The organism is Microbacterium sp. CCNWLW41 (genome assembly GCF_037083505.1).
On the sequence record NZ_JBAOJP010000011.1, the window covers coordinates 181,503 to 207,903 of the forward strand.

General features: G+C 72.4%; 20 protein-coding genes. 9 read left to right on the forward strand and 11 right to left on the reverse strand.

The window, feature by feature from the left end:
• Nucleotides 1-9: 9 nt before the first annotated feature.
• From aqpZ to V6R91_RS30745, 6 genes are all read right to left on the reverse strand, one after another.
• On the reverse strand, nucleotides 10-807 hold the full coding sequence (aqpZ, locus tag V6R91_RS30720; RefSeq protein WP_336398489.1) for an aquaporin Z: 798 nt from the start codon (nucleotides 805-807) through the stop codon (nucleotides 10-12).
• 74 nt (nucleotides 808-881) lie between these two features.
• Nucleotides 882-2,183 (reverse strand): DUF58 domain-containing protein, encoded by a 1,302-nt coding sequence (locus V6R91_RS30725; protein WP_336398490.1) that lies wholly within the window; start codon nucleotides 2,181-2,183, stop codon nucleotides 882-884.
• Between the two features lie 5 nt (nucleotides 2,184-2,188).
• Entirely contained in the window at nucleotides 2,189-3,229 is a 1,041-nt protein-coding gene (locus V6R91_RS30730; RefSeq protein ID WP_442928202.1) for an AAA family ATPase, read from the reverse strand.
• Nucleotides 3,226-4,458 (reverse strand): DUF4350 domain-containing protein, encoded by a 1,233-nt coding sequence (locus V6R91_RS30735; RefSeq protein WP_336398491.1) that lies wholly within the window; start codon nucleotides 4,456-4,458, stop codon nucleotides 3,226-3,228. The genes V6R91_RS30730 and V6R91_RS30735 overlap by 4 nt, the downstream gene beginning before the upstream one ends.
• Complete coding sequence (locus V6R91_RS30740) at nucleotides 4,455-5,141, reverse strand: DUF4129 domain-containing protein (protein ID WP_336398627.1); 687 nt, start codon at nucleotides 5,139-5,141, stop codon at nucleotides 4,455-4,457. The genes V6R91_RS30735 and V6R91_RS30740 overlap by 4 nt, the downstream gene beginning before the upstream one ends.
• Nucleotides 5,132-6,562 carry a glycerophosphoryl diester phosphodiesterase membrane domain-containing protein gene (locus V6R91_RS30745; protein WP_336398492.1) on the reverse strand — a complete coding sequence of 477 codons (1,431 nt, stop codon included), beginning with the start codon at nucleotides 6,560-6,562 and terminating at the stop codon, nucleotides 5,132-5,134. Before V6R91_RS30745 ends, V6R91_RS30740 begins: the two co-directional genes overlap by 10 nt.
• A gap of 248 nt (nucleotides 6,563-6,810) precedes the next feature.
• Between V6R91_RS30745 and mtrA the strand changes: the two genes are divergently transcribed.
• From mtrA to V6R91_RS30775, 6 genes are all read left to right on the forward strand, one after another.
• On the forward strand, nucleotides 6,811-7,491 hold the full coding sequence (mtrA, locus tag V6R91_RS30750; protein WP_336398493.1) for an MtrAB system response regulator MtrA: 681 nt from the start codon (nucleotides 6,811-6,813) through the stop codon (nucleotides 7,489-7,491).
• A gap of 40 nt (nucleotides 7,492-7,531) precedes the next feature.
• Nucleotides 7,532-9,226: an MtrAB system histidine kinase MtrB gene (mtrB, locus tag V6R91_RS30755; RefSeq protein ID WP_336398494.1), complete on the forward strand. Its 1,695-nt coding sequence runs from the start codon at nucleotides 7,532-7,534 to the stop codon at nucleotides 9,224-9,226.
• Nucleotides 9,223-10,914, forward strand: a complete 1,692-nt coding sequence (locus tag V6R91_RS30760; protein ID WP_336398495.1) for an LpqB family beta-propeller domain-containing protein — start codon at nucleotides 9,223-9,225, stop codon at nucleotides 10,912-10,914. The genes mtrB and V6R91_RS30760 overlap by 4 nt, the downstream gene beginning before the upstream one ends.
• 93 nt (nucleotides 10,915-11,007) lie before the next feature.
• On the forward strand, nucleotides 11,008-11,667 hold the full coding sequence (locus tag V6R91_RS30765; RefSeq protein ID WP_336398618.1) for a ComF family protein: 660 nt from the start codon (nucleotides 11,008-11,010) through the stop codon (nucleotides 11,665-11,667).
• A 122-nt stretch (nucleotides 11,668-11,789) separates the two neighbouring features.
• Nucleotides 11,790-12,449 carry a ribosome hibernation-promoting factor, HPF/YfiA family gene (hpf, locus tag V6R91_RS30770; RefSeq protein ID WP_336398496.1) on the forward strand — a complete coding sequence of 220 codons (660 nt, stop codon included), beginning with the start codon at nucleotides 11,790-11,792 and terminating at the stop codon, nucleotides 12,447-12,449.
• 110 nt (nucleotides 12,450-12,559) lie between these two features.
• Nucleotides 12,560-13,768 (forward strand): amidohydrolase family protein, encoded by a 1,209-nt coding sequence (locus V6R91_RS30775; protein WP_336398497.1) that lies wholly within the window; start codon nucleotides 12,560-12,562, stop codon nucleotides 13,766-13,768.
• Nucleotides 13,769-13,798: 30 nt separating this feature from the next.
• Here V6R91_RS30775 and V6R91_RS30780 read toward each other — a convergent pair whose 3' ends face one another.
• A complete protein-coding gene (locus V6R91_RS30780; RefSeq protein WP_336398498.1) occupies nucleotides 13,799-15,157 on the reverse strand; it encodes a hypothetical protein in 1,359 nt (452 codons plus the stop codon).
• A gap of 194 nt (nucleotides 15,158-15,351) precedes the next feature.
• Between V6R91_RS30780 and V6R91_RS30785 the strand changes: the two genes are divergently transcribed.
• Nucleotides 15,352-15,759, forward strand: coding sequence for a hypothetical protein (locus tag V6R91_RS30785; RefSeq protein WP_336398499.1), 408 nt, complete (start codon nucleotides 15,352-15,354; stop codon nucleotides 15,757-15,759).
• 98 nt (nucleotides 15,760-15,857) lie between these two features.
• Here V6R91_RS30785 and V6R91_RS30790 read toward each other — a convergent pair whose 3' ends face one another.
• From V6R91_RS30790 to V6R91_RS30805, 4 genes are all read right to left on the reverse strand, one after another.
• On the reverse strand, nucleotides 15,858-17,651 hold the full coding sequence (locus V6R91_RS30790; RefSeq protein ID WP_336398619.1) for a DEAD/DEAH box helicase: 1,794 nt from the start codon (nucleotides 17,649-17,651) through the stop codon (nucleotides 15,858-15,860).
• Between the two features lie 171 nt (nucleotides 17,652-17,822).
• A complete protein-coding gene (locus tag V6R91_RS30795) occupies nucleotides 17,823-20,672 on the reverse strand; it encodes an FtsX-like permease family protein (RefSeq protein WP_336398500.1) in 2,850 nt (949 codons plus the stop codon).
• On the reverse strand, nucleotides 20,669-21,382 hold the full coding sequence (locus tag V6R91_RS30800) for an ABC transporter ATP-binding protein (RefSeq protein WP_336398501.1): 714 nt from the start codon (nucleotides 21,380-21,382) through the stop codon (nucleotides 20,669-20,671). Before V6R91_RS30800 ends, V6R91_RS30795 begins: the two co-directional genes overlap by 4 nt.
• Nucleotides 21,379-22,056 (reverse strand): PadR family transcriptional regulator, encoded by a 678-nt coding sequence (locus V6R91_RS30805; RefSeq protein ID WP_336398620.1) that lies wholly within the window; start codon nucleotides 22,054-22,056, stop codon nucleotides 21,379-21,381. Before V6R91_RS30805 ends, V6R91_RS30800 begins: the two co-directional genes overlap by 4 nt.
• Nucleotides 22,057-22,254: 198 nt before the next feature.
• On the opposite strand from V6R91_RS30805, the gene secA reads away from it, so the two are divergent.
• Both secA and V6R91_RS30815 read left to right on the forward strand, forming a co-directional pair.
• On the forward strand, nucleotides 22,255-25,086 hold the full coding sequence (secA, locus tag V6R91_RS30810) for a preprotein translocase subunit SecA (RefSeq protein ID WP_336398502.1): 2,832 nt from the start codon (nucleotides 22,255-22,257) through the stop codon (nucleotides 25,084-25,086).
• Nucleotides 25,087-25,171: 85 nt separating this feature from the next.
• Complete coding sequence (locus tag V6R91_RS30815) at nucleotides 25,172-26,398, forward strand: pyridoxal phosphate-dependent aminotransferase (RefSeq protein ID WP_336398503.1); 1,227 nt, start codon at nucleotides 25,172-25,174, stop codon at nucleotides 26,396-26,398.
• Nucleotides 26,399-26,401 lie beyond the last annotated feature (3 nt).

Here is a 26,401-nt window from a genome sequence, read left to right on the forward strand (position 1 = left end):
TGTCGGCGCCTACTTGACGCGCGCCTCCGCCTGCACGGGCGGCAGCGTGCCCTTGGGCTCGAAGAGCGCGCGGTGCAGGACGCCGGCGAGGAGACCTCCGACGATCGGGAAGACGATGAACACCCACAGCTGGAGCAGCGCATCCGGGCCGCCGTAGATCGCCGAGGCGATCGAGCGGGCCGGGTTCACCGACGTGTTGTCGATGGGGATCGAGATGAGGTGGATCAGGGTGAGCGTGAGGCCGATGGCGAGGGGTGCGAGCGGCGCCGTTCCGCGCGTGGGATTGGTGACCCCGAGGATGATGAGCACGAAGATCGCCGTCAGCACGATCTCCGCGACGATCGCCGCCCCCATGCCGAACCCGCCGGGCGAGCCGAACTCACCGGTGCCGAACCCGTTGGCGGCGAAGCCGCCGTCCTGTGCGTTCGCCAGCCAGTCGTCGGTGCCGAACAGGCCGATCAGCACGATGACGGTGGTGCCCAGCGCGCCTCCGATCAGCTGCGCGACGATGTAGCCGATCGTCTTGTTCCATTCGAACCGCCCGGCCGCCGCGAGGCCGAGCGTGATGGCCGGGTTGAAGTGGCCGCCCGAGATCGGGCCCCACGCGTAGGCGCCCGCCACGACGGTGAGTCCGAACGCGAGGGAGACGCCGACGAAGGCGATGCCCAGCGGGTTGCTCTCCGACCCGGCCGGGAAGCTCGCCGCGAACAGCGCCGCGCCGACGCCGCCGAAGACGAGCAGAAACGTTCCCAGAGCCTCCGCGACGAGCCTGTTCACCGTGGTCGGCGGGATGGTGGTATCCGACATCTGCGGACTCCTTTCCTCGCCGCGAGGGTATCGGCATCCTCAGCGGATTCCCAGGATCGGTGCGGAGTTTCCGCTCAGAGGCGCCCCGCCGCCTTGAGGGCGAGGTAGCGGTCGGCGATCCGCGGCGGCAGGTCCTCGGGCGTCGCGGCGATGGCCTCGCCGCCGGCGCGCGCGACGGCGGCCGCGACGACGGCGGCGTCGTGCGCGCTCCGCTCGACCGCGGCGGCGCGGTACACGTCGGCGGCGTCCGGCCGCTCGGGAAGCTCGTCGGGCTCGTCCGTCACGGTGCCGACCAGCACGTGGGCTGCTCGCGAGAGTGCGGGCAGCGACCCGAGGAAGCCGCGGGCGGCCTCGGGGGCGTCCTGCGCGGTCAGGAGCACGACGAGCGACGGGCGCGAGGTGAGCGCGCGCACGTGTGCGAACGCCGCATCCCAGTCGGTGTCGATCAGCTGCGGCTCGACCGGCGCCATCGCGTCGACCATCGCGGGCAGGAGGGAGGGGCCGTCGACCCGCGTGACGCGGGCGCGGACGGTGCGGTCGAACATGAGCAGATGCACGTGGTCGCCCGCCCGCGTGGCGAGGGCGGCCAGCAGGAGAGCGGACTCCATCGCGGCGTCCATCCGCACGCCGTCCCCGACACGTGCGGCAGCGGTGCGTCCGGTGTCGATCACGATGACGACGTGGCGATCGCGCTCGGGTCGCCACGTGCGCAGCATCGTGGTGCTGGACCTCGCGGTCGCCCGCCAGTCGATCGATCGCACGTCGTCGCCGCGGACGTACTCCCTCAGGCTGTCGAACTCCGTGCCCTGTCCGCGCACCTGCACGCTGGTGTTGCCGTCGAGCTCGCGCAGCCGCGCGAGCCGTGACGGCAGGTGGCGCCTCGCGGTGAACGGCGGCAGCACGCGCACCGTGCCCGCGGAGTCCAGCCGCGCCTGACGCCCTGCGAGCCGCAGCGGACCGTCCGAGCGCACGACGACGAAGCGCGACCTCAGTTCGCCGCGCCGACGGGGGAGGAGCGGGATGCGGACGGTGCGGGCCTCGCCGGGAGGGATGGCGATCGTCGGTCGCTCGGGCGGTGCCCCCGCGGTCGGCTGCCACGCGTCACGCACGCGGCCCCGCACGGCTCGATCGCCGGTGTTGCGCAGCACCAGCTCCGAGAGCACCGGCTGCCCGAGCAGCACGCGTCGCGGCAGCCGCCTGGTCACGGCGATCCGGCGCGGATCGGGCGCGGCGGCGGCGTCGCCGAGGGCCGCGGCCAGGCACAGCACCACCCAGCCCGCCGCCGCGAGCCACGCGTCCATCCCCGCCGCCGAGAGCAGCACGACGGGCACGGCTCCGAGGGCCACGAGCAGCGGAAGGCGACCGGTGACGTACATCGGCGTCAGATCGGCACGCGCGTCTGCTGGACCACCGAGCCCAGCACCGCGTCGACCGAGACGCCCTCGAGCTCGGCGTCGGGGCGCAGGCGGATGCGGTGGCGCCACGTCGGCAGGAGCATCGTCTGCACGTGATCGGGCGTGATCGCGGGGTAGCCGCCGAGCCACGCCCACGCCTTGGCCGCCGCGAGCAGCGCGGTGGCGGCACGCGGGCTCACGCCCAGCTGCACCGACGGGCTGCTCCGCGTGGCCTGGGCGAGGTCGACGACGTAGCCGAGGACGTCGTCCGAGACGGTGACGGATGCCGCGGCCCGCTGCGCTGCGCGGAGCTCGTCGGCCGTGGCGGCCCGTCGCAGGCCGGCGGCGGCGAGATCGCGCGGATCGAAGCCGCCGGCGTGCCGACGGAGGACTGCCAGCTCGGCCTCACGCGCCGGCACGTCCACGACGAGCTTGAGCAGGAACCGGTCCAGCTGCGCCTCGGGCAGCGTGTACGTGCCCTCGTGCTCGATCGGGTTCTGCGTCGCGGCGACGAGGAACGGATCGGGGAGGCGGCGCGTCACTCCGTCGGTCGAGACCTGACGCTCCTCCATCGCCTCCAGCAGCGCGGCCTGCGTCTTCGGCGGCGTCCGGTTGATCTCGTCGGCGAGCACGACGTGAGTGAACACCGGCCCCTCGCGGAACTCGAACTCTCCCGTCCGCGCGTCGTACACCAGCGAGCCCGACACGTCTCCGGGCATGAGGTCGGGAGTGAACTGGATGCGCTTGGTGTCCAGGCCCAGCGCGGTCGAGAACGCCCGCACGAGGAGCGTCTTCGCGACGCCGGGCACCCCCTCCAGCAGCACGTGCCCGCGCGCGAGGAGCGCGATGAGCAGACCGGTGACGGTGCCGTCCTGGCCGACCACCGCCTTGCCGACCTCGAGGCGCACGCGGTTCATCGCCTCCCGCAGTGCGGCGTCGTCGAAGCCGGCCGGCTCGGGCGACGTGGGCCGCGCCTCGGCAGCGGCGTCGGCGGCCGGCGGCCGGGGGCCTGCGGGGGTGTCCGTCATCGGGGGCTCCTTTCAGGGCGGACGGCCGCGCGGACGGCGTCCTCGAGTTGTCGCAGTCGTGAGCTCAGCGCGACGAGCTCGGCGTCGCTGCGGGGGATGTCGTCGATCAGGATGCCGCGCACCGCCGCACGGTCCAGCCCCACGCGGCCCGCGGCCGCGTCGGCGATCTCGGGCGCGGCCGCGTTCGCCGCGAGGCCCAGCAGCCCGGCGAGGCGCCGCAGCGCCCCGATCCGGAGCCGGTCCGCGGCGTGCAGCGGGTCCCGGGCCCGCGCGTACAGGCGGGCGCGGCCCTCGGTGGTCTCGGAGGCGCGCACCGTCACGGGCAGCCGCTCGGCCACGAGCGGGCCGAAGCGCCGGCCCCGCCAGACGCCGGCCGCGATCCCTGCCACCAGCAGCAGCACGATGACGGGACTGACCCAGGGGGGCGTGAGCTCGCCGAGCGACGGATCGGCATCCGCGATGTCGGTGTCGCCGAGTCCCGGAACGTACCAGACGACGAGCGCATGCCGCCCCATCAGGTTCACGGCGAGGGCGGCGTTGCCGTCGTCGGCGAGCCGCTCGTTGGTGAAGAGCGCGCGGCCGTCGACGGCGGCGACGCGGCCGCGGTCGGTCTCGTGCACGAGCAGGCCGTAGCCGCCGGCGGACGGGTAGCAGGACGCCGTGTCCGCGCCCGGCGTGTACACGCCCCAGGGCCGCACGGCGCCGGCACGGACGGCGTCCTCGACGTCGCAGTCCGGGCGCGCGGTCTCGTCGGACGCGACGCCGGCGGGAGCCGACCCCGGCAGCAGCAGATCCAGCGTGCGGGCGCGCGGCTCGATCAGCACCACGTCGCCGGCGGCGCCCACGAGGGTGTTCACCGCTTCGTCCGAGAGCGCCGGCGTGTCGGGGAGCACGAGCGTCCCGGCGGACCGCTCGAGCGCCTGGAGGGCCGCCTCGCGGTCGCGCGCGACCTCGACCTCGACGCCGTGGGTGCGCAGGATCTGCACGAGTGCGCGCGCGCCGGTCGGGCCGGCCGAGGAGGGGTCGAGCGCGCCGCGCTGGGCCCACCCGTTCGCGGCCGAGACGGCCGCGCCCACCCCGCCGACGACGAGCAGCGCCAGGGCGATGGCGACCCACGCGCCCACGCGACGGCCGGGCCGCTGCCCGCCCGGGCTCTCGGCGTCCGCCGGGGGAGCGGCATCCGTCGTCCCCGGGCCGTCCGCGGCGCGGGCGGTGAGGGTCGCACTCACGCGGGGACCTCCTCGCGCAGCGCGGGACGTGCCGCGGTCACGGCGTCGTCGACGGACGCGACGAGACGGTAGAGGTCACCGGTCCCCGGCCGCCGGAGATAGCGGACGTCGTCGAACGCCGTCGCGGCGTCCTCGAGGCGATCGGCGAGCGAGGGGAACGCTTTCGCCGCCGCCCGCGCGAACGCGTGGACGGTCGCACCGGGCGGCGGGTCGACGACGCCGCGCTCGAGGCAGCCCCGTGCCAGCGCGCGGAAGCGCAGCACGATCGCGGCGTCCCAATCCGACGCGCGGGCGCGCTCCTCGGCGGCGGCCCGCAGCTGCGCGGCGCTGCGCTGCTCGCGCTCGCCGAACAGCATCGGCGCGCGCGGCGCTGCGCGGCGGGAGACGCGGGGCATGCCCCACACCAGGAAGGCGGCGACGATGACGATCACGACGATCACCGCTGCCACGAGCGCGAAGGTCGTGCCCAGACCCCCCGTGAGGTCCGGGTTCAGCAGTGAGGCGATGAAGTCCCCGACGGCCCGCGCGATGCGGTCGATCGGCGTGGGTTCCGCGATGTCGTAGGCGGGGTCGGCGAGCTCGTCCTCGGCCCAGCGCCGCGCCTCGTCGCCGTCGGGGGTCAGCGGCGGCACGGCGTCGGCGAGGCGTGCGGACACGCGGAGCATCCCGGCGTTCAGGACCACGGCGACCCGCGGTCGGCGCCGTCCGGGGCGGCGCCGGGGGCGGTCCAGGTGGTCGGCGAGGCCTCCGGCTCGGCGGGCGTCCCGGGTCGTGCGGGATCCTGCCCGCCCGCACCGTCGGCGTCCGCGTCGGCGGGGCTCGCGGGAGCGTCGGAGAGCGCCACGGGCGGCGCCGGCTGCACGGGAGCCGCGGCGTACCCCGCGGGCTGCCCGTAGCCCGCAGGCGGCCCGTATACCGGGTGCGCCGGTGGGGGACCGTAGCCGGCGGGCGGGCCGTAGCCGGGCGCCCCGGCCCCGCGTGGTCCGAACACCGGCTGCGCGTAGCCGGGCGGGTATGCGGCGTAGCCGGGCGCGCCGTACGGTCCGGGCGCGATGCGCGGGGCGACGGCGCGCCCGACGTTCTCGCGGTAGGGATCCGGCAGACCGGCGGCCCCGGCATCCCGTCGCTCCACGTACGCCAGCAGATCGAGGTCGAGGCCCTCGCGGCGCATGCGGCAGTCGATGTAGATGAGCGCCGTCGCGGTGGACTGCACCACCACGGCGACGGACTGCAGCAGCAGGGTCAGCACCTGGGTCAGCAGCGTCGCCGCGAGGAAGCCGACGATGGCGGTCGGCTCGGGGTCGCCGGTCGGCGCGATGATCGTCGTGAGCCCCAGCGAGAGGAAGCTCATCGGGATGCTCACCACCTGCGCGACCGTGGCGAAGATGACGCTGATGACGAGGATGATCCCCAGCGCCGGCCAGAACCGGCCGCGCGTCAGCGTCCACGAGCGCGACAGCGCCTGCGGGATCGTGGCGTGCTCGACGATGATGGCGGCGGGCACGAGCAGCAGCTTGATCATGAGCCACCACGTGAGGGGGATCGCGGCGACGATCACGACGATCGTGAGCGCGATGGCCGCAGGCGGGGCCACGATCGCGACGCCGACGACCGCCAGCACCACGGCGGCGACGAGTGCGGCGACGGCCAGGACCACGAGCAGCGAGTAGCCGATGAGGCGCCACGCGATCGGCTTCACCTGCCGCCACAGCGCACCGAGGGTGAGCTTCTCGGCCACCGCCGCGTGCGTGACCTCCACCACGACGATGCCCTGCACGATCACGCTCAGCGCCCCGGCCGCCAGCGAGAGGACGATGCCCGCGACCGCGGTGAGCGCGATCGAGCCGGCCATCACGGTGTCGTACTCGTCGGTGCCCTCCTGCAGGGTGTCCAGGCGCGAGAACGACGCCCACATCACCAGCAGGACCCCGCCGAGCACCACGAGGTACGCGAGGGTCTGCACGACCAGCGCGAACCCGAGCAGGACCCGGGGATTCTGGCGCAGCGCGGCGAACGAGCGGCCCAGGATCGTCCCGAACGTCAGCGGGTGCAGCGGGATGATGCCGGGGCGGGACGCCGGCGTCCAAGCCGGGTACGCGGTCACGGTGGTCCTCTCTGGCGTGGGCGCCGCGCCGAGGGCGGTGCGGGTCGCCGTTGCCCCTATCGTTCCACATCACCCGGACGCCGCATCCGCTCCCACGGCCGGCGCGGCGCGGGGTCCCGCAGCGGCTCTCGGCGGGCGCTCAGGCGAGGTTCGGGCGGTCCGCGGTCGCTGTCGACTACTCTGTGGGGAGCGCATGGGGTCGGCGCTCGCCGTGGCCCGTGCCTGGACAGAAGGAACGAACCCGCGCGATGACTTCACGCATCCTGGTGGTCGACGATGACACCGCCCTCGCCGAGATGATCGGCATCGTGCTGCGCACGGAAGGATTCGAGACGGTCTTCTGCGCAGACGGCGCCCAGGCCGTCGAGGCCTGGCGGACCGAGCGTCCCGAGCTCATCCTGCTCGACCTCATGCTCCCGGGCATGGACGGCATCGAGATCTGCACGCGCATCCGTGCCGAGTCCGGCATCCCGATCATCATGCTGACCGCGCGGACCGACACCGCCGACGTCGTGAAGGGGCTCGAGTCGGGCGCGGACGACTACATCGTCAAGCCCTTCAACCCCAAGGAGCTCGTCGCGCGCATCCGCACGCGCCTGCGTCCCGCGTCCCAGCCCGCGAACGACACGCTGCGCATCGGCGACCTCACCGTCGACGTGGCCGCGCACGAGGTGCGCCGCGGCGACGGGCCCATCGCGCTGACTCCGCTCGAGTTCGAGCTGCTGGTCGCGCTCGCCTCGAAGCCGCAGCAGGTGTTCTCGCGCGAGATGCTGCTGGAGCAGGTGTGGGGCTATCACTACAAGGCCGACACGCGCCTGGTGAACGTGCACGTGCAGCGACTGCGCGCGAAGGTCGAGAAGGACCCCGACAACCCCAAGATCGTCACGACGGTGCGCGGCGTCGGCTACCGCGCCGGTGCCGTCGTCTGAGGTTCCCGTGACAGCGCCGACGACGGGCGTGACGGCCACGATGGCCCCCCTGACAGGGTGGCGCCTGTGGCGCGCATGGCCGGGGAACATCGCGGCGCTGTGGCGGCGCTCGCTGCGCTTCCGGACGATCCTGGTCACCATCGGCCTCACCGCGCTGGCGGTGGTCGTGGCGTGCGTCTGGATGGCACTGGCCATCCAGAACGACCTCTTCGCCTCCCGCAGGGATCAGGTGCTCATCGACGCGGAGCAGGCCCGCGCGGCCGCGCAGCGGACCCTGGACGCCGCGGTGCAGAGCGACGCGGTGCAGATGCAGAACGTCATGACGCTGGCGTTCACCGCGCTGCGCGACCAGTCCTCCGCGGACATGGTCGCCGCCTATCGCATCGGCCCGCCCGTGCCCAACGCCCCGCAGGACTTCTCCACCGCCGAAGGCGTGATCGACGAGCTGCTGACGGTGCCGATGCGCACCCTCGTGCGCACCACCCCGGACCGGCAGATCTGGCAGCCGGTCTCGCTGCCCGACGGCGGCGAGACGAGTGCGCCCGGCATCGTCGTGGGGCAGCAGCTGAACATCGAGGGCGTCGCCTCGTACGAGCTCTACCTCGCCTACGACCTCGCCAACGCCCCGCAGACGCTCTCGTTCGTGCAGCGCACGCTGTGGATCGTCGGGATCGGCCTCGTGCTGCTCATCAGCGGCATCGCCTGGTTCGTCCTGCGCTCGGTCACGACCCCGATCAGCGAGGCGGCCGACACCAGCGCCAAGCTGGCCGCCGGTCAGCTGGACGTGAGGCTCGAGGTGCACGGCGAGGATGAGCTGGCCACGCTCGGCCGGTCGTTCAACGCGATGGCCGACAGCCTCGAGTCGCAGATCAAGGAGCTCGCCGAGCTGTCCCTCGTGCAGCAGCGGTTCGTCTCGGACGTGTCGCACGAGCTGCGGACGCCGATGACCACCATCCGGCTCGCGGCCGACATGATCAACGACCAGCGTGACGAGTTCGACCCCGCCACGGCCCGCGCGGCCGAGCTGCTGAACGCGCAGGTGCAGCGCTTCGAGACGCTCCTGACCGATCTCCTCGAGATCAGCCGCTACGACGCCGGCTCGGTGCAGCTCGAGCTCGAGCCGACGAGCCTGGCGCACCTCGCCGAGGACGTCATCGGCTCGATGCACCAGCTGGCCGAGCAGCACGGCAGCGACGTCCGACTGGTCGCGCCGGGCGGCTACTCACCGGTCGACATGGATCCGCGCCGGGTGCGGCGCGTGGTGCGCAACCTGCTGGGCAACGCCATCGAGCACGGCGAGGGCCGCCCCATCGTCGTGACCGTCGACAGCAACCAGCAGGCGGTGGCCATCGGCGTGCGCGACTACGGGATGGGCATGAACCCCCAGGATGCCGAGCGGGTGTTCGACCGGTTCTGGCGCGCAGACCCGTCGCGCAAGCGGACGATCGGCGGAACGGGCCTCGGGCTGTCGATCGCGCTCGGTGACGCGAAGCTGCACGGCGGCGAGCTGGCGGTGTGGTCCGAGCCCGGCAAGGGCACCCACTTCGTGCTGACGCTGCCACGGAAGGACGCGGTGCTCGACGGGTCTTCGCCCATCCCCGTGGAGCCCGGCGACGACGCTGCGGCGCCCTTCGAGGACCTCGGCCTGACCGAGCCGATCGACCTGCCGCGGGCGGCGTCGCCGCGGCGCGCCGGCAGCGAAGCGGATGCCGCGACGACGGGAGGACCGGCATGACCCGGGCACGCGGCATCCTGTCGCTGCTCCTCGCCGCCTGCGCGCTCGTCGTCACCGGCTGCGCGGGCTTCCCGATGAGCGGGCCGGTCGAGTACGGGCTGGAGACCGGCGACACCGGCGCCGGGTCGCAGAACGTGACCTTCATCCCCAACCGGCCGCAGCCCGGTGCGTCCCCGGCGCAGATCGTGGAGGGCTTCATCGACGCCGGCTCCGGTCCCGGCGTGGGGGGCAACTGGGCGGTCGCCCGCGAGTTCCTCGCGCCGGCGCTCCGGGACACCTGGCAGCCCGAGGCGGGCGTCATCGTCGACGAGCGCGCGGAGCGCGACTACGTCGAGACGGGCGAGGGCGTCGTGGGCTTCGCCTTCGACGTCGTGGCCACCGTCGACAACATCGGCGCCTACGAGCGGGCGGAGCTCGCCCCGGGCGAGCAGGTCTTCCGTCTCGCGCAGCGCAGCGACGGCGAGTGGCGCATCACCGAGGCGCCGGACGGCATCTGGCTCGACGAGGCGCAGTTCCCCACCGTGTTCCACCGCTATCCGCTGATGTACTTCGATCCGGCCTGGGAGTACCTCGTGCCCGACGTGCGCTGGTTCCCCGTCACGACGGCCGCCAGCAGCATCGCCGGGGCGCTCGTGAACGGGCCCCCGAGCGAGTGGCTCGCCGCTTCGGTGGCGACGGCGTTCCCCGACGACGTCACGGCGGTGCCGTCGGTGCCGATCGACGAGAACGGCGTGGCCGAGGTCGAGCTCAGCGAGGGAATCGTCGGCGCGAGCACCACGGCCCTTGACCGCATGCTGACGCAGCTCGAGGCGAGCCTGAGCGCGGCCGGGGCATCCGATGTCGTCATGAGCGTCGATTCGACCCCTGTCGACGCGCAGCCCGTCGCGGTGCGCTCGACGCGCGTCCCGGCCGCACCGCTGGTGCTCACCGAGGACGGCTTCGGCTTCCTCACCGGCGACGAGCTCGACAAGATCCCGGGCCTGTCGGCAGCCGTCGAGAACGCGGCGCCGACGAGCGTCCAGGTGGGCCCCGAGCGCAGCCTCGCGGCGGCGAAGCTGTCCTCGGGCGCCGTGGTGCGGCTCAGCGCTGCAGTGCCCGAGCCGGAGGTGCTCGACACGCGCGCCGACCTCGTCGACCCGACCATCGACCGGCTGGGGATCGTGTGGAGCGTGCCGCGCAGCGCGCCGGGTGCGGTGCGCGCCCACCTGCCCGGCGGCGACGTCGTCGAGGTCGCCGACGCCTGGGCCGAGGCGACCTCGATCGCCGGCATGGCCCTGTCCCGCGACGGCACGCGGATCGCTGCCACGGTGACCTCGGGCGGCCGCTCCATGCTGTGGGTGGCCGGGGTCCTGCGCAACGCGGACGGCGTGCCGGAAGCGCTCGGAACCCCGGTGCGGCTCGTCAGCGTGGGCGGCACGGGGCTCGGAGTCACCTGGATCGACGACGTCACGGTCGGCGTGCTGGGCGGCGGCGAGACGGAGTCCGTGGTGGTGGAGCAGGTCGTCGGTGCGCCGACCACGACCTCCACGGCGGCTGCGGGGATGAAGTCGATCGCCGGCGGCAGCGGGATCTCCAGCCTGCGCCTGCTCGCACTGGACGGCACGCTGTTCGTCAAGCGCGGCACGACCTGGCAGCCGACGGCGACCGGCATCCGCGTGCTCGCGACCCAGCAGGGCGCCCCCCAGTAGGGCTCCTCCCCAGGGCGCCGCTCGTGCGCGCCCTCCACCGGCCCCGGGATGGGCCGGTCGGGCCCGGCGCCGACCCGCGAGGCTGATGCGGTGATGCGAGAGCTCTGGGTGCCGGTGCGGGCGGCATGCGCCGACGCGCTCGCCCTCGTGCTGCCGCTGTCGTGCGCCGGGTGCGATGAGCCCGACGTCGCGCTGTGCGAGCGCTGCCTCCTCGCCCTGACCCCAGACCCCCGCCGGCGCGTCGTCGAGGCGGACGGGGGCGACGTGCTCGTCTGGAGCGGATTGGCCTTCGAGGGCGTCGCGGCGCGCGTGCTGCGCGCGATCAAGGAGGACGGCCGCACCGGCCTCGCCCGGGCGCTGGTCCCCGCGCTGCAGGCGGCGCTGGTGCGCACCGGCGCTCCCGACGCCGTGCTCGTCCCCATGCCGACGTCGCGGGCGGCGTACCGCCGCCGCGGATTCCGGATGCCCGACGTCGTGGTCCGCCGCACCGGGCGGCGCGTGCGCAGGGTGCTCCGGGCGGTGCGCCGGACGGCCGATCAGCGCGGGCTCGATCGCGACCTGCGACGCCGCAACGTCGCGCACAGTCTGGCCGCGCACGACGCCGCCGGGCTGCGGGTGATCGTGGTCGACGACGTCGTGACGACGGGTGCGAGCGTGGCCGAAGCCGTGCGCGCACTGCGCGCGGCGGGCGCCGACGTGGTCGGTGCGGTGACCATCGCGGCGACCCCGCGGCGCCACCGCACGGGCGGATGAACGCGGCGTGGACGCATTCGAAACTCACAGGTGACAGACCCCCGACACCGGGATACCGTGGGGGGCACAAGGCGACTGATGGTCCGCCCTTGGCCGGGTGGACCGGAACAAGGAGGTCAGGGATGGAAACCAGCATCGTCGGCGTGGGAGTGGGTATCACCGATCGCTTCCGCAGTGTCGTCGAAGAGAAGGCGGCCCGTATCCAGAACCTCGCGCCGCGCGCACAGCGCGTGGACGTCAAGGTCACCCACCGCGCCTACCACAACGGGCGCATGGAAGACGAGACCGTCGAGCTCACCGTCAACGGCAAAGGACCGGTGATCCGGGCCGAGGCGACGGACGGCGACAAGTTCACCGCTCTCGACCTCGCTGTCGACAAGCTGTGCGAGCAGCTCCGGCGGGCGAAGGACAAGCGCGTCGACGCACGCAACCACCCCCGCGGCGCCAAGTTCGAGAAGGGGAGCGGCGCCATCCAGGGAATCGATGTGCAGCCGGCATCCGTCGACGTGCTCCGCGCCGTCGCAACCGGCGAGATCCCGATCGTCACGGGCAACGAGGAGGAGGAGGGCTACACGCCCGTCGTCATCCGCACCAAGGAGTTCCACCCCGAATGGATGTCGGTCGAGGAGGCCGTCGACCGCATGGAGCTGGTCGGCCACGACTTCTTCCTCTTCATCGACGCGCGCACGGACCACCCGAGCGTGGTGTATCGGCGCAAGGGCTGGGACTACGGCGTGATCTCGCTGACAACGCAGGCGCAGCCGGAGGAGCTCGCCTCCTGACCGGCTGACGGACAATGGGGTGCGGCCTTCTCGGCCGCACCCCTTCTGCTGTCCCGTGTCGGACGCACTCGACCCGGCGCGTCCGCAGCCGTTCCTCCGGAAGGACCACCGTGATCATCCGCAACGCCCGTCCGTGGGGCGCCGACGCCGCCGACGTCGTCATCGAAGGCGCCCGCATCGCCGCCATCCGACCGCACGACGACGCCGCCGCGCCCGGTCCGCAGGACGTCGCCGGGCGCGGCCGACTGCTGCTGCCGTCGTTCAGCGACGTGCACGTGCACCTCGACTCGTCGCGCATCGGGCTGCCGTTCCGTCCGCACACGGGCGCGCCAGGGGTGTGGGGCATGATGCTCAACGATCGGCGGAACTGGCGGAACACCGACGTGCCGCACGCGGCGATCGTCGCGGGAACCCTCGAGCGGATGATCGCCAGGGGCACCACGCGGGTGCGCACGTACGCGCAGGTCGACGTGGACTGCAGGCTCGAGAAGTTCGACTCGGTGCTCGCGGCGAAGGAGAGGTTCCGCGACCACGCCGACGTCCAGATCATGACCTTCCCCCAGGCGGGGATCCTGCGTGAGGCCGGCACCGTGGAGTACCTCGAGGAGTCGCTCCGGCAGGGTGCCGACGTGATGGGCGGGATCGATCCGTGCCAGCTGGACCGCGACCCGGTCCGGCACCTCGACATCGTGTTCGGCCTGGCCGAGAGGTACCAGGTCGAGGTCGACATCCACCTGCATGAGCCCGGCGAGCTCGGCGTGTTCAGCACCGAGCTGGTCCTCGAGCGCACGCGCGCGCTGGGCATGCAGGGCAAGGTCACGCTCTCGCACGCCTACGGTCTCGGCTCGGTCTCGGAGGCGGTGAGCCGGCGCCTCATCGACGAGTTCGCCGAGCTCGACGTCGCGATGGCGACGGTCGCACCGTCGACCACGGGGCACCTGTCGCTCGTGGACCTCGTTGAGGCGGGCGTGCGCGTGGGGCTCGGCGAGGACGGCCAGCGCGACTACTGGAGCCCGTACGGGAACTGCGACATGCTGGACCGCACGTGGCAGCTCGCGTTCGTCAACGGCTTCCGGCGCGACGATCTCATCGAGCTGGCGCTCGCCGTGGCCACGATGGGCGGCGCGTCGATCATGCGCGGCTCCTCACCCCGCGTGGCCGGCGCCGGCGACCGGCCGGGCGTCGCGCCCGGCGACCGGGCCGACCTCGTGCTGGTCGACGGCGAGACGCCGACGAGCGCCGTGATGGACCGCGGAGCGGACCGCACGGTGATCCACGACGGTCGCGTCGTCGCGGACGGGCTCGAGCTCACCGCCTGAGAATCCGCGGGCCGTCGCCACGGGGCGGCGTCAGTCGATGAAGCCGTCCAGGATGCTGCCGATGACGAGGCCGCCCAGGATGCCGCCCATGAGGTCGCCTCCGCCGCTGCGGCGGCCGCCGCCCCAGCCCTGCTGGCCGTACCCCGGCGCACCCCACTGCTCGGGCTGGGGCCTCGCGGAATCGATGTCGCGCTGAGCGAGCTGCAGTGCCTCGCTGGCCAGGAACGCCGCACGGCGCGCCATCGCGAACGCCTGCTCCCGGTGGTCCTCGTCGATGGTCGTCACCGCCGACGCGGATGCGCCCAGGAGGCGATCGAGATCGAGGCGGATGCGCTCCGCCTCGGCGAACCGGGTGCGCGCGTCGGCGCCGATCCATCCGCGGTGCCCGGCGATGACGTCGCGGGAGACGGCGATCTGGCGGTCCGCGTCATCGATGGCGTGCCGCACGTGCTCGAGCGGCGGGATCGGGCGCGCGGCGCGCTCCCGCGCTGCGGCGATCGCGGCGTCGAGCCCGGCGTTCGCCTCCCGCAGTCGAGACAGCTGCTCGAACGGATCGGTGTTGACGCCTGCCGCCGGCAGTGCGGCCAGGGCGGCCTGCAGCTGGGCGATCGCGGCCTCCACGGCAGGCGAGTGCGGCTCCTTGAGCGCGGCGACGATGTCGCCCCGCGAGTCCTCGACGATCGCGGCGAGAGTGGACTCGGCGCGCAGCGCCTCCACCTCGAACGTCTCCACCGCGTCCAGCAGCGTCTCAGCGCGACGCACCGACTCGGTCGACGCCTCCAGGGCCATGTTGGCCTGCTCGCGCTGACCCGCCTCGCGGCGCCGCTCGGCGACGCTCGCGCTGTGCTCCGCGAACCCCAGCAGCTGCTCGGCCTCCGCCGGATTCGCCTCGATCTGGGCGAGTGCGTGCGAGGAGTACCGCACGGCGAGGCGCTCGACCGTCGACCGGGCGTCGGGGAGTCGCAGCCGCAGGCGCGCGGCATCCGCGCGCACCCGCGCGATGATCTCGGGTGCGCGGCGGGCGCGCTCGATGGACCCGGCGAGGGCTTCGGTGCGGTCGTCGAGCAGGTCTTCGGCCCACTCGCAGAGCTGCACGATGCGCGCATTGCGCGTGCGGAGCTCCTCCGGGGTGTCGGGGATCTCGTCGTGGTTCAGCTGGTGCAGATGGAAGGCCTCCTGCAGGTGCGTGCGCACCGACTCCAGCGCGTCGCGGAGCTCCTTGGTGGGGCCGGGGCCGAGCTCGGCATCGGCGAAGGCCAGCTCGTCCGTCGTCAGGCGGATGCGCTCGTCGGCGGCCACGAGGGCCTGCTGGGCGCGCCGCGCCAGATCGGCGTCCTGCGTGCTCAGTTCTTCCTGCTCGCGCTTGCGTCTGCCCCAGAATCCGGCCATGCAACGATCCTACGGGGGCGGCTGAGAGCGGGCCGAGGCGAGAGGCGCACGCGGAGGCATGTTCGCGCACAGCGTGCCGAACGGGGCCCGCCGCGGAGGGGCATCCGCTCACATTCTTGTATCACCGTCGCGGTGCCCGGCTCCAGCACTGCGGAGGGGTGCGTCCCTGCGCCCCCGGGGAAGGAAGAAACAGCATGATCCGCAAGATCTTCGGGGCCACCGCCCTGACCGCAGCACTCGTCTTCACCGGTGCGGGCGTCGCGTCCGCACACGAGTGCTACATCCCGGACAGGTCCGCGCAGGGCGACGCCGGGGCGACCCATTCGCAGAACTGGGTGACCCTCGACATCTCCGAGCTGTACATGAGCGCGCACGAGTTCCTCGGCGGCGACCCGCTCACGCCCGAGCAGGTGCAGCAGGCCGTCGCGATGACGGCCGAGCGGGGCATCCCGACCACGCTGACGACATTCACCCGCGACACGCTGCCCAAGGGCAAGGCGCCTGAGGGGCACTCGACCGACGGGAAGGGCATCGACCACTACTTCCACGCCTACGAGGCGGACCTCGTCGAGATCTTCTTCACGGTGCAGGCCGGCGGCTGAGTCGCTGCGACGACGACGACGGCGGGCGGGGCGCAATCGCCCCGCCCGCCGTCACGTGCCGGATGCCGCTCCCACCCCGGGGGACGGCGCGTCGAAGATCAGCCGTCGCTGCGCTTGTGGCGCGGCTTGCGCTCCGGGCGGTCGCCGTACCCGCGGCCGGCGCCGCGCTCGCCGAAGCCGCGGTCGCCCGCACCCCGGTCGTCGCGACGGGGCCGGGACGCGGCATCCGTCCGCCGCTGAGGGCGCCCGGCGTCGGGGCGCAGCTCGATGAGCTGACCCGAGATGCGGGTGTCGGCGAGACGGTCGAGGGTCTCGCGTGAGAGGTTCGCCGGCAGCTCGACCAGCGAGAAGTCGGGCATGATCTTGATCGCGCCGAAGTCGTCGCGGCGCAGGCCGCCCTCGTTCGCCAGGGCGCCGACGATCTGGCGCGGCTCCACACGGTGGCGCTTGCCGACGGCGATGCGGTAGGTCGAGAGGCCCTCGCGGGGAGTCCGGCGCTCGCCGCGCTCGGGACGGTCGCCGAAGGCGGGCCGATCGCCGCGATCCGGGCGGTCGGCGCGTTCGCGGCGCGGCGCCGGCTCGGGGTCGGGCTCGAGCAGGAGCGGGGTCTCGCCCTGCGCGACCACCGCGAGCGCGGCGGCCACGTCGACCTCGGGCACGTCGTGGTTGCGGACGTAGTGGGCGACGATGTCGCGGAAGCGCTCGATGCGGTCGGCCTCGTCAAGCGCGGCGGTGATGCGGTCGTCGAAGCGCGACAGCCGGGTGACGTTCACCTCGTCGACGCTGGGGAGCGGCATCTCGGTGAGCTCCTGGCGGGTCGCGCGCTCGATCATCTTGACCAGGCCGCGCTCGCGCGGGGTGACGAAGCTGATCGCGTCGCCGGTGCGCCCGGCGCGGCCGGTGCGGCCGATGCGGTGGACGTAGGACTCGGCGTCCGTCGGGATGTCGTAGTTCACGACGTGCGAGACGCGCTCGACGTCGAGGCCGCGGGCCGCCACGTCCGTCGCCACGAGGATGTCGAGCTTGCCCGACTTCAGCTGGTTGACCGTCTTCTCGCGCTGCGGCTGCGCGATGTCGCCGTTGATCGCGGCGGCGGAGTAGCCGCGGGCGCGCAGCTTCTCGGCGATCTCCTCGGTGACGCTCCGGGTGCGGCCGAAGACGATCATGCCGTCGAAGTTCTCGACCTCGAGGATGCGGGTGAGCGCGTCCATCTTCTGCTGCCAGGCGGTGATCAGGTAGCGCTGCGAGATGTTCGCCGACGTCTGGGTCTTGGACTTGACCGTGATCTCTTCGGGGTCGTTCAGGTACTGCTTCGACATCCGGCGGATCTGCGGCGGCATGGTCGCCGAGAAGAGGGCGACCTGCTTGGTCTTGGGCGTCTCGGCGAGGATCGTCTCGACATCCTCGGCGAAGCCCATCTTGAGCATCTCGTCGGCCTCGTCGAGCACGAGATACTGCAGAGCCGAGAGGTCGAGCGTCCCCTTCTCGAGGTGGTCGATGATGCGGCCGGGCGTTCCGACGACGATGTGCACGCCGCGTCGGAGTGCCGAGAGCTGCACGCCGTACCCCTGGCCGCCGTAGACGGGAAGCACGTGCACGTCCTTCAGGTGGCCCGCGTACTTCTCGAACGCCTCGCACACCTGCAGCGCGAGCTCGCGCGTGGGGGCGAGCACGAGTGCCTGGGGACTCTTCTGCGAGAGGTCGAGCCGGTCGACGATCGGCAGCGCGAACGCGGCGGTCTTGCCGGTTCCGGTCTGCGCCATGCCGACGACGTCACGGCCCGCCAGCAGGGTCGGGATGGTCGCCGCCTGGATCGCCGAGGGGGTCTCGTAGCCGATCCCGCGCAGCGCCTTGAGGACGGGCTGACTCAGCCCGAGGTCGGAGAACGTCATCGCGGCGGGCTCGGTCTGAGCCTCGTCTTCGATCTGATCGGCGTCGGTGTGCACAGTTCAGCGTACCGGGGCGCTCCTGGGAGGGGCCAGCGAGAGGGATGCCGCGCCCGCGGCTCGCCGGCCGCCTCGGCCCACACGACGGCGGCAGGGCGCGGCATCCGCTGCGTCATCTCACGCGATCGCCGTGCGGCGGGTGAGATCCGGCTGCCGCGGCGGCACGAGCCACGCCGCGAGGGTGATGCCCACCGGCAGTCCGATGCCGAGCACGGCGAGCCACAGCCAGGGTGTGTCTGCCACATCGAACGCCGAGGCGTTCGCGGTCGCGAGTCCCCACACCGACAGGTAGCCCGTCGCTGTGCCCACCGCCGAGCCGATCCCCACGATCACGGCCGCCTGCCATGCGTTGACATTGCGGCGCAGCATCCGTCCCCCGCCGATCGCGGTGAGGGTGGCGTCGTCGGGGCGGCGCTCGAAGCGAGCGAGCCCGAGCGTCACCGCCGAGGCTCCGAGCACGAGCACGACCGTCACGCCGACGATGAGCCAGAGCCACGGCTCGACCGGGTCCGGCCCGTCCTCGACGGAGACCGACAGGCCGGCACTCGCCGACACGCGCAGGTCGCGGCTCTCGCCCGTGAGCTCGTCCACCGTGACCTGGTCGAGGGGCTCGTCGTAGACCGCGACGAGCTGTCCGGGCACGGTGACGATCCCCAGAGCAGCGGCCGTCTCGGGCGTGACGATGAGCTCGAAGGCCTGCTGCCACCCCAGGTCCACCACTGCGGCATCGAGCCGGTGCTGGGCCGACGGAGCCGCTGCGCTCGGCGGCGAGCCGGGCTCCGACCCGTTCCACGCCATGAGTGCCTGATACCCCTCGGGTGTCCATTCGGTGACGACGACCTCGCCCGAGCCGTCGACGTAGTCGGGCTCGGTGACGAGAATCCCGCCGTCTCGCACGACCTCGAGCGCCTCGGCGTCGACGCTCGTCCCGAGAATGGTGCCCAGATCGTCCGCCGCCACGATCCACAGTGATCCCGATGCCGCATCGTACGGCTGCAGGCAGTCGCCGGTGCACCCGTCGTACCCCTGCCGGGCGACCGCGAACTGCCGGGCATCGGGATCGACGGTCTCGCCGGTCGAGGGATCGACCTCGGGCCAGACGGTGCTGAAGGCCCACGCGACGGACGACGGGTCCGTCGGCGCCACGAGCTCCTCCGCCGCATCGACGAGGCGGTCGGAATCGTCGGTGCCGTTCTGCCAGGTGTGCACGACGACGGCCCCCTCGGGCGCCATGTACCAGTGCCACCGCGCGTTGGAGGCGGCGGTGAGCGCGGTCATGGAGAGGACGAAGGATGCCGCGAACACGCACGCGCCGATCACCGCGAACGCCGGGACGACGCGGGAGGGAGTGGCGGCCGCGTCGCGGCTGGCGAGCCGAGGGGCCAGGCCCAGGCGCGACAGCGCCCGCGAGATCTGCACGAGGATCCAGTGCGACGGGATGAGGACGCCGATCTGGAAGACCAGCGGACCCAGGACGACCGCGTACAGCGCCGCGAAGAAGAGCGGGCTCTGCTGGTCGCCGTCCTCGCCGAGGGCGACGGTCGCCGCCACGTACACCGCACCGAAGACGAGCCCGGCCAGTCCCGTCGCCATCACGAGGATTCCCCACAACGGTCGCCGGGGGCGCAGGAGCGCCGGTCGCCGCGCCCCGCGCAATGCCGACAGGGCGTCGCCCTTCGTCGCCGCTCGCGCGGGTGCGACCGCGGCGAGCGTGCCGACCAGCACGGCGAAGAGGGCGATCGGGACGATGAGCAGCCACGGCACCTGCAGGCCGAAGTTGCCCCAGGACGTGCCACGCGCGCCCCGGTCGGTGAGGGCGAGGGCCGCGGCGGCGCCCGCCACACCCACTGCGACGCCGACCGCGCCCCCGATCACGCCGAGCACGGTGCCCTGGAACACCACGATGCGGAACACGTCGGCGCGCGACGCGCCGACGCTCGAGGCCATGGCGAGCGCCCGCTGCTGCCGGCGCGCGGCGACCGAGAACGCCGCTCCCGCGAGCAGCACCACGATGTAGCCGCTGAGGACGGCACCGATGCCGCCGACGAGGATGATGCTCCACAGCTCGGCCCCACCCGGGCGCCAGTCGCTGCGGCGTGCGTCGGCGGGCGGGTCCATCACCAGGTCGCGGGCATAGGCGACGAAGCCCGCGTGGTTCAGCTCCTCCAGCTCGGCGACATCCGGCTGCCACCCCTCGACGTACCAGCGCACGAACGGATCGTCGCCGGCGACCGCCGCCGCGGCGGCCGGGAGGAAGAGCACCTCCACCGACGCCTGCGCGCTCGCCGGACGCATCGTGCCGGTGATCTCCATCGTGCGCTCCGCGTCGACGAAGACGACGTCATCGCCGATCCGCGCTCCGAGTCTCTCCAGCGCTCCCGGGCTCACCATGATCTGGTCGGCGGATGCCGGTGCCCGGCCCTCGAGCGGGATGTACACGCCCTCGAACACCGGATCCCACACGTCGCCGACGACCGTCTCGAGCCATCCGACGCCTCCCGCGGTCTCGACGGCGACGGACGACGACGGGACGACTTCTCGCACCGTCGAAACCGCGGGGATGAAGGCGCCGGGGTCGGTGGCGTTCGGCAGCACCTCGTTCACCGGCATCCCGGTCTCGGGATCGGTCTCGACGGAGTGGTCCCAGGGGACGTCCACCGCCTGCGACCGCGTCGGGTCGGGCCCGCCGACCGCTTCGATCCAGGCGTCGTTGCCGCCGAGCTCGAGCTCCGCGCTCTGAGCGGGACTGGGGACGTGACTCTGCCAGAAGACCGCGCCGCCGGTGAGCCCGGCCACCGGAAGCGCGACGAGCAGCAGGACGAGCGTGCTCGACCCCTTCGTCCGGCGCACCTGGCGCCGCGCGAGACGCAGGTCGGCGCGAAGGCTCGACCATCCGCGGCGCCGCGGGGGAGCGGCATCGGGCCCCTGACGTGGTGCGGCCTGGGGCGGGGCCTCGAGCAGCGTCACCGCGCGGCCAGCAGGGTCTCGGCGCCGTCGCGGCGGGATTCGTCGACGATCCGCCCGTCGCGGAGGAACACGATGCGGTCCGCCCACGCGGCGTGCCGGGCCTCGTGCGTGACGAGGATGCCGGCCGCGCCGGCATCCACCCGCGCCCGCAGCATCCGCAGCACCATCTCGCCCGTCACCGAGTCGAGCGCACCCGTCGGCTCGTCGGCGAGGATCAGCCGTCGCCCGCCGACGACGGCGCGCGCGATCGCGACGCGCTGCTGCTGACCGCCCGACAGATCGTCGGGGTAGGAGTGCAGCTTGTCGTCGAGGCCGACCGAGGCGAGAGCATCCCGACCCGCACGGCGCGCCGCCCTGGCCCGGAAGCCGTCGAGCTCGAGCGGCAGCGTCACGTTCTCGAGCGCCGTGAGGGTCGGGATGAGATTGAAGTCCTGGAACACGAAGCCGAGCGAGCGGCGGCGGAGCGCGGCGAGGCTGCGGGGCGACTGCCGGCTGAGGTAGGCCCCGTCCACGACGACCTCGCCCGTGGTGGGAGTGGCAAGGCCTCCGGCGATGGACAGCAGCGTCGACTTGCCCGATCCGGACGCTCCCATGATCGCGACGAGCTCGCCCGCGGCGACCTCGAGATCCACCCCGGAGACCGCCGATACGGCCGTCTCACCCGCGCCGTACTGCTGCGTGACGCCGATGAGGCGCAGCACCGCGGTCATCGGTTGACCTCGGCCGCAACGGCGGGCGACCCGGCTCCGCGTGTCGGCTCGCCCTCGGCCCGGTCGACGACCCGGTCTTTCGCGGGCCGCCCGCGCTTAGGTCGATCGGTGGACAGCGCGAGGGCCATCGCGTGATCCGGATGCAGCGCCAGCCGCTGCTCGGTGTGGTCGAGCCAGCGCACCTCGGCCTCGGCGGCGAAGATCATCGAGTCCACCACGAGCGACCAGGCGAGCTCCTCCGGCGTGAACGGGGATGCGCCGTCGGCGGATGCCCCGGCGTACTTCGCGCGGTTGAGCTCCTGCAGCTGACGCAGCGACGCGCGTCGCTGCGTCTGGATGATCGCGCCCACGTCGACCCCCGGCAGGGTGGCGGCGACGGCGAGCTTGATCGCGAGCTCGTCCCGCGTGCCCTGCCCGCGCTCGACCGGCGAGGCGAGCCAGTCGGAGACCTCGGCGGATCCGGCATCCGTGATCTGCCAGTAGACGTGCCCCTGCTCGTCGACGTCGTCCTTCTCGACGAGCCCGTCACGCTCGAGGCGGTCGAGCGTGTTGTAGATCTGGCCGACGTTCAGCGGCCAGGTCGAGCCGGTGCGGCGGTCGAACTCCGCCCGCAGCTGGTAGCCGTAGCACGGCCCCTGGTCGAGGATCGCCAACAGGCTCTGTCGCACCGACACCATCGTCTCCAATCTGCATACCGAGTATGTACATGCTGAGTATATGCATACTCGGCATGCGCCACGCCGGATGCCGCGCCACCCAGCGCACACCAAGGTCACGGGTGGATAACATAGGCAGGTATGCCTGGGGCCATGCACCCGGGCGGCAACGGCGCCTGTGCGCCGCACCCCGAAGCCTGAAGATGGAGACACTCCGTGGCCAACCCCCTCGAGAAACTGCTTCGCGCCGGTGAGGGTCGCATCCTCCGGCGGCTCCAGCAGGTCGTGAAGGCCGTCGGCGCCCTCGAAGAGGACTACGAGCACCTCACCGACGAAGAGCTGCGGGGAGAGACGGCCGAGCTGCGCGCTCGCCACGAGGCCGGCGAGACGCTGGACCAGCTCATGCCCGAGGCGTTCGCCGCGGTGCGCGAGGCCGCCAAGCGCACGCTGGGCCAGCGCGCCTACGACGTCCAGATCATGGGCGGTGCCGCCCTCCACCTCGGCAACATCGCCGAGATGAAGACCGGTGAGGGCAAGACGCTCACCGCCGCCTTCCCGGTGTACCTCAACGCCATCGCCGGCAAGGGCGTGCACGTGGTCACCGTCAACGACTTCCTCGCCTCGTACCAGTCGGAGCTCATGGGCCGCATCTACCGCGCGCTCGGCATGACCACGGGCACGATCGTCGCCGGGCAGACCCCCGAGGTGCGCCGCCAGCAGTACGGCTGCGACATCACCTACGGCACGAACAACGAGTTCGGCTTCGACTACCTCCGCGACAACATGGCGTGGCGCAAAGAGGACCTCGTGCAGCGGGGCCACTTCTTCGCCATCGTCGACGAGGTCGACTCGATCCTCATCGACGAGGCCCGCACGCCGCTCATCATCTCCGGCCCCTCGTCGGGCGAGGCGAACCGCTGGTTCGTCGAGTTCGCGAAGATCGCCAAGACCCTCGACCCGGGCGTGGACTACGAGGTCGACGAGAAGAAGCGCACGATCGGCGTGCTCGAGCCCGGCATCGAGAAGGTCGAGGACTACCTCGGCATCGACAACCTCTACGAGTCCGCGAACACCCCGCTCATCTCGTTCCTGAACAACTCGATCAAGGCGCTGGCGCTCTTCAAGCGCGACACCGACTACGTCGTGATGAACGACGAGGTCATGATCGTCGACGAGCACACCGGGCGCATCCTGGTGGGCCGTCGCTACAACGAGGGCATCCACCAGGCCATCGAGGCGAAGGAGGGCGTGCCGGTCAAGGCCGAGAACCAGACGCTCGCGACCGTCACGCTGCAGAACTACTTCCGCCTCTACGACAAGCTCGCCGGCATGACCGGCACGGCCGAGACCGAAGCGGCCGAGTTCATGTCGACCTACCAGCTCGGCGTCGTGCAGATCCCCACGAACAAGCCGATGATCCGCAAGGACCAGCCCGACCTCGTCTACAAGAACGAGACGGCCAAGTTCGCCCAGGTCGTCGAGGACATCGCCGCACGCCACGAGCTCGGACAGCCCGTGCTCGTGGGCACGGTGAGTGTCGAGAAGAGCGAGTACCTCTCGCGCCTGCTGGCCAAGAAGGGGATCAAGCACGAGGTCCTCAACGCCAAGAACCACGCACGCGAGGCCGAGATCGTCGCCCGCGCCGGGCGCCTGGGCGCCGTGACGGTGGCGACGAACATGGCCGGCCGCGGCACCGACATCATGCTCGGCGGCAACGCCGAGTTCCTGGCGGTGCAGGAGATGAGGGCGAAGGGCCTGGACCCGGTCGAGACGCCGGACGACTACGAGGCCGAGTGGGACGCCGTGTACGAGGCCACCCGCGACCGCGTCGCGGAGGAGGGCACGAAGGTCGTCGAGGCCGGCGGCCTGTATGTCCTCGGCACCGAGCGTCACGAGTCGCGCCGCATCGACAACCAGCTGCGCGGCCGCTCCGGGCGTCAGGGCGACCCCGGCGAGAGCCGCTTCTACCTGTCGCTGACCGACGACCTGATGCGCCTGTTCCAGTCCGGCGCCGCCGAGGCGATCATCGCGCGCACGAACTTCCCCGACGACGTGGCGATCGAGTCGGGCATGGTCACGCGCGCGATCAAGTCCGCCCAGAGCCAGGTCGAGGCGCGCAACGCCGAGATCCGCAAGAACGTCCTCAAGTACGACGACGTGCTGAACCGTCAGCGCGAGGCCATCTACTCCGACCGCCGGCACATCCTGCAGGGCGACGACATCGCCGACCGCGTGCAGCACTTCATCGAGGACGCGATCAACGCCGTCATCGAGGACCACACCGGGTCCGGTCACAGCGAGAACTGGGACTTCGACGCGCTGTGGACCGAGCTGAAGACGCTGTACCCGGTGGGGGTGACGATCGACGAGGTCGTCGCCGAGGCCGCCGGGCGCAAGGGCGGCATCACCGCGGAGGGGCTCAAGCGCGAGATCCTCTCCGACGCCCGCATCGCGTACGACAAGCGCGAGCAGACCCTCGGCGAGGCCGCGACGCGCGAGCTCGAGCGCCGCGTGGTGCTGCAGGTGCTCGACCGCCGCTGGCGCGACCACCTGTACGAGATGGACTACCTCAAGGACGGCATCGGCCTGCGGGCCATGGCCCAGCGCGACCCGCTGATCGAGTACCAGCGCGAGGGCTACCAGATGTTCCAGGCGATGATGGGCCAGATCAAGGAGGAGTCGGTCGGCTACCTCTACAACCTCGAGGTCGAGGTGCGGCGTCAGGGCGAGGCCGGCGCCGAGCAGGTCACGCAGGTCGAGGCCAAGGGCCTCGGTGCGCAGCCGGTCGACAACCAGCGCCTGCAGTACTCGGCATCCAACGACGCCGGCGAGGTCGAGGTGCGCAACGACCGCGGACAAGTGCAGCAGGCCGCGACCAGCCGCCTGCGTCAGGCGGCCGCGGCCGCCGGTGCGCCCGGTCAGCAGGAGGCTCCCGCGGAGGCCCCGCGCGGGGCGTTCGGCCAGCGCACGGATGCCGCGGCCGCCGCGCCGCAGCAGGCGCCGCAGAACCGCGCGCAGCGCCGCGCCGCCGAGCAGCGCAAGAAGTAAGACCCGTCGCGACCGCCGCGTGGCCCGTGGACCCCGGGCCACGCGGCGTCGATTGGCCCTCGTCGGCCGCGGATATCCTGGGGCGATGAGTCCCCTCCGTCGCCTCGACCAGTCGAGCAAGCTCCAGAACGTCCTCTACGAGATCCGGGGACAGGCACTGGCAGAGGCCGACCGGCTCGAGAACGAGGGTCACACGATCCTGAAGCTCAACACGGGCAACCCCGCGGTGTTCGGCTTCGAGGCGCCGTTCCAGATCGTCCGCGACATGATCGAGGCGGTGCCCCACGCGCACGGCTACAGCGACTCGAAGGGCATCATGTCCGCGCGCCGCGCCGTGGTGTCGCGCTACGAGCAGGTGCCGGGCTTCCCGCAGTTCGACCCCGACGACGTGTACCTCGGCAACGGCGTGTCCGAGCTCATCACCATGACGATGCAGGCGCTCCTCGACGAGGGCGACGAGGTCCTGATCCCCGCTCCCGACTATCCGCTGTGGACGGCGATGACGAGTCTGGCCGACGGCACACCGGTGCACTACCGGTGCGATCCCGACGACGAGTGGCAGCCGGACCTCGACGACATCCGGGCGAAGGTGACGCCCCGCACCAAGGCGATCGTCGTGATCAACCCGAACAATCCCACGGGCGCCGTCTACTCCCGCGAGGTGCTCGAGGGCATCGTCGAGATCGCGCGCGAGAACTCGCTGCTGCTGCTCTCCGACGAGATCTACGACCGGATCCTGTTCGACGACGCGCAGCACATCCCGCTCGCGACGCTGGCGCCCGACCTGCTGTGCCTGACGTTCAACGGTCTCTCCAAGACCTACCGCGTCGCCGGCTACCGCTCGGGCTGGCTCGTGATCACCGGTCCCAAGAAGCACGCGGCCGGATTCCTCGAGGGCATCCAGCTGCTCGCGTCGACCCGCCTGTGCCCGAACGTCCCCGCGCAGCACGCCGTGCAGGCGGCGCTGTCGGGTGTGCAGTCCATCGACGCCCTCATCGCGCCGGAGGGACGCCTCCACGAGCAGCGCGACGCCGCGTGGGAGGGGCTGGAGCGGATCCCCGGCGTCACCTGCCTCAAGCCCAAGGGTGCCCTCTATGCGTTCCCGAGGCTGGACCCGAACGTGCACGAGATCCACGACGACGCACGCCTGGTCTACGACTTCCTCGTCGCCGAGCACGTGCTGCTGGTGCAGGGGACCGGGTTCAACTGGCCCACGCCCGACCACCTGCGCATCGTCACGCTCCCGGAGGCGCGCGTGCTCACCGAGGCCGTCGAGCGGCTGGGCAACTTCCTCGCGTCGTACAAGCAGTGAGCG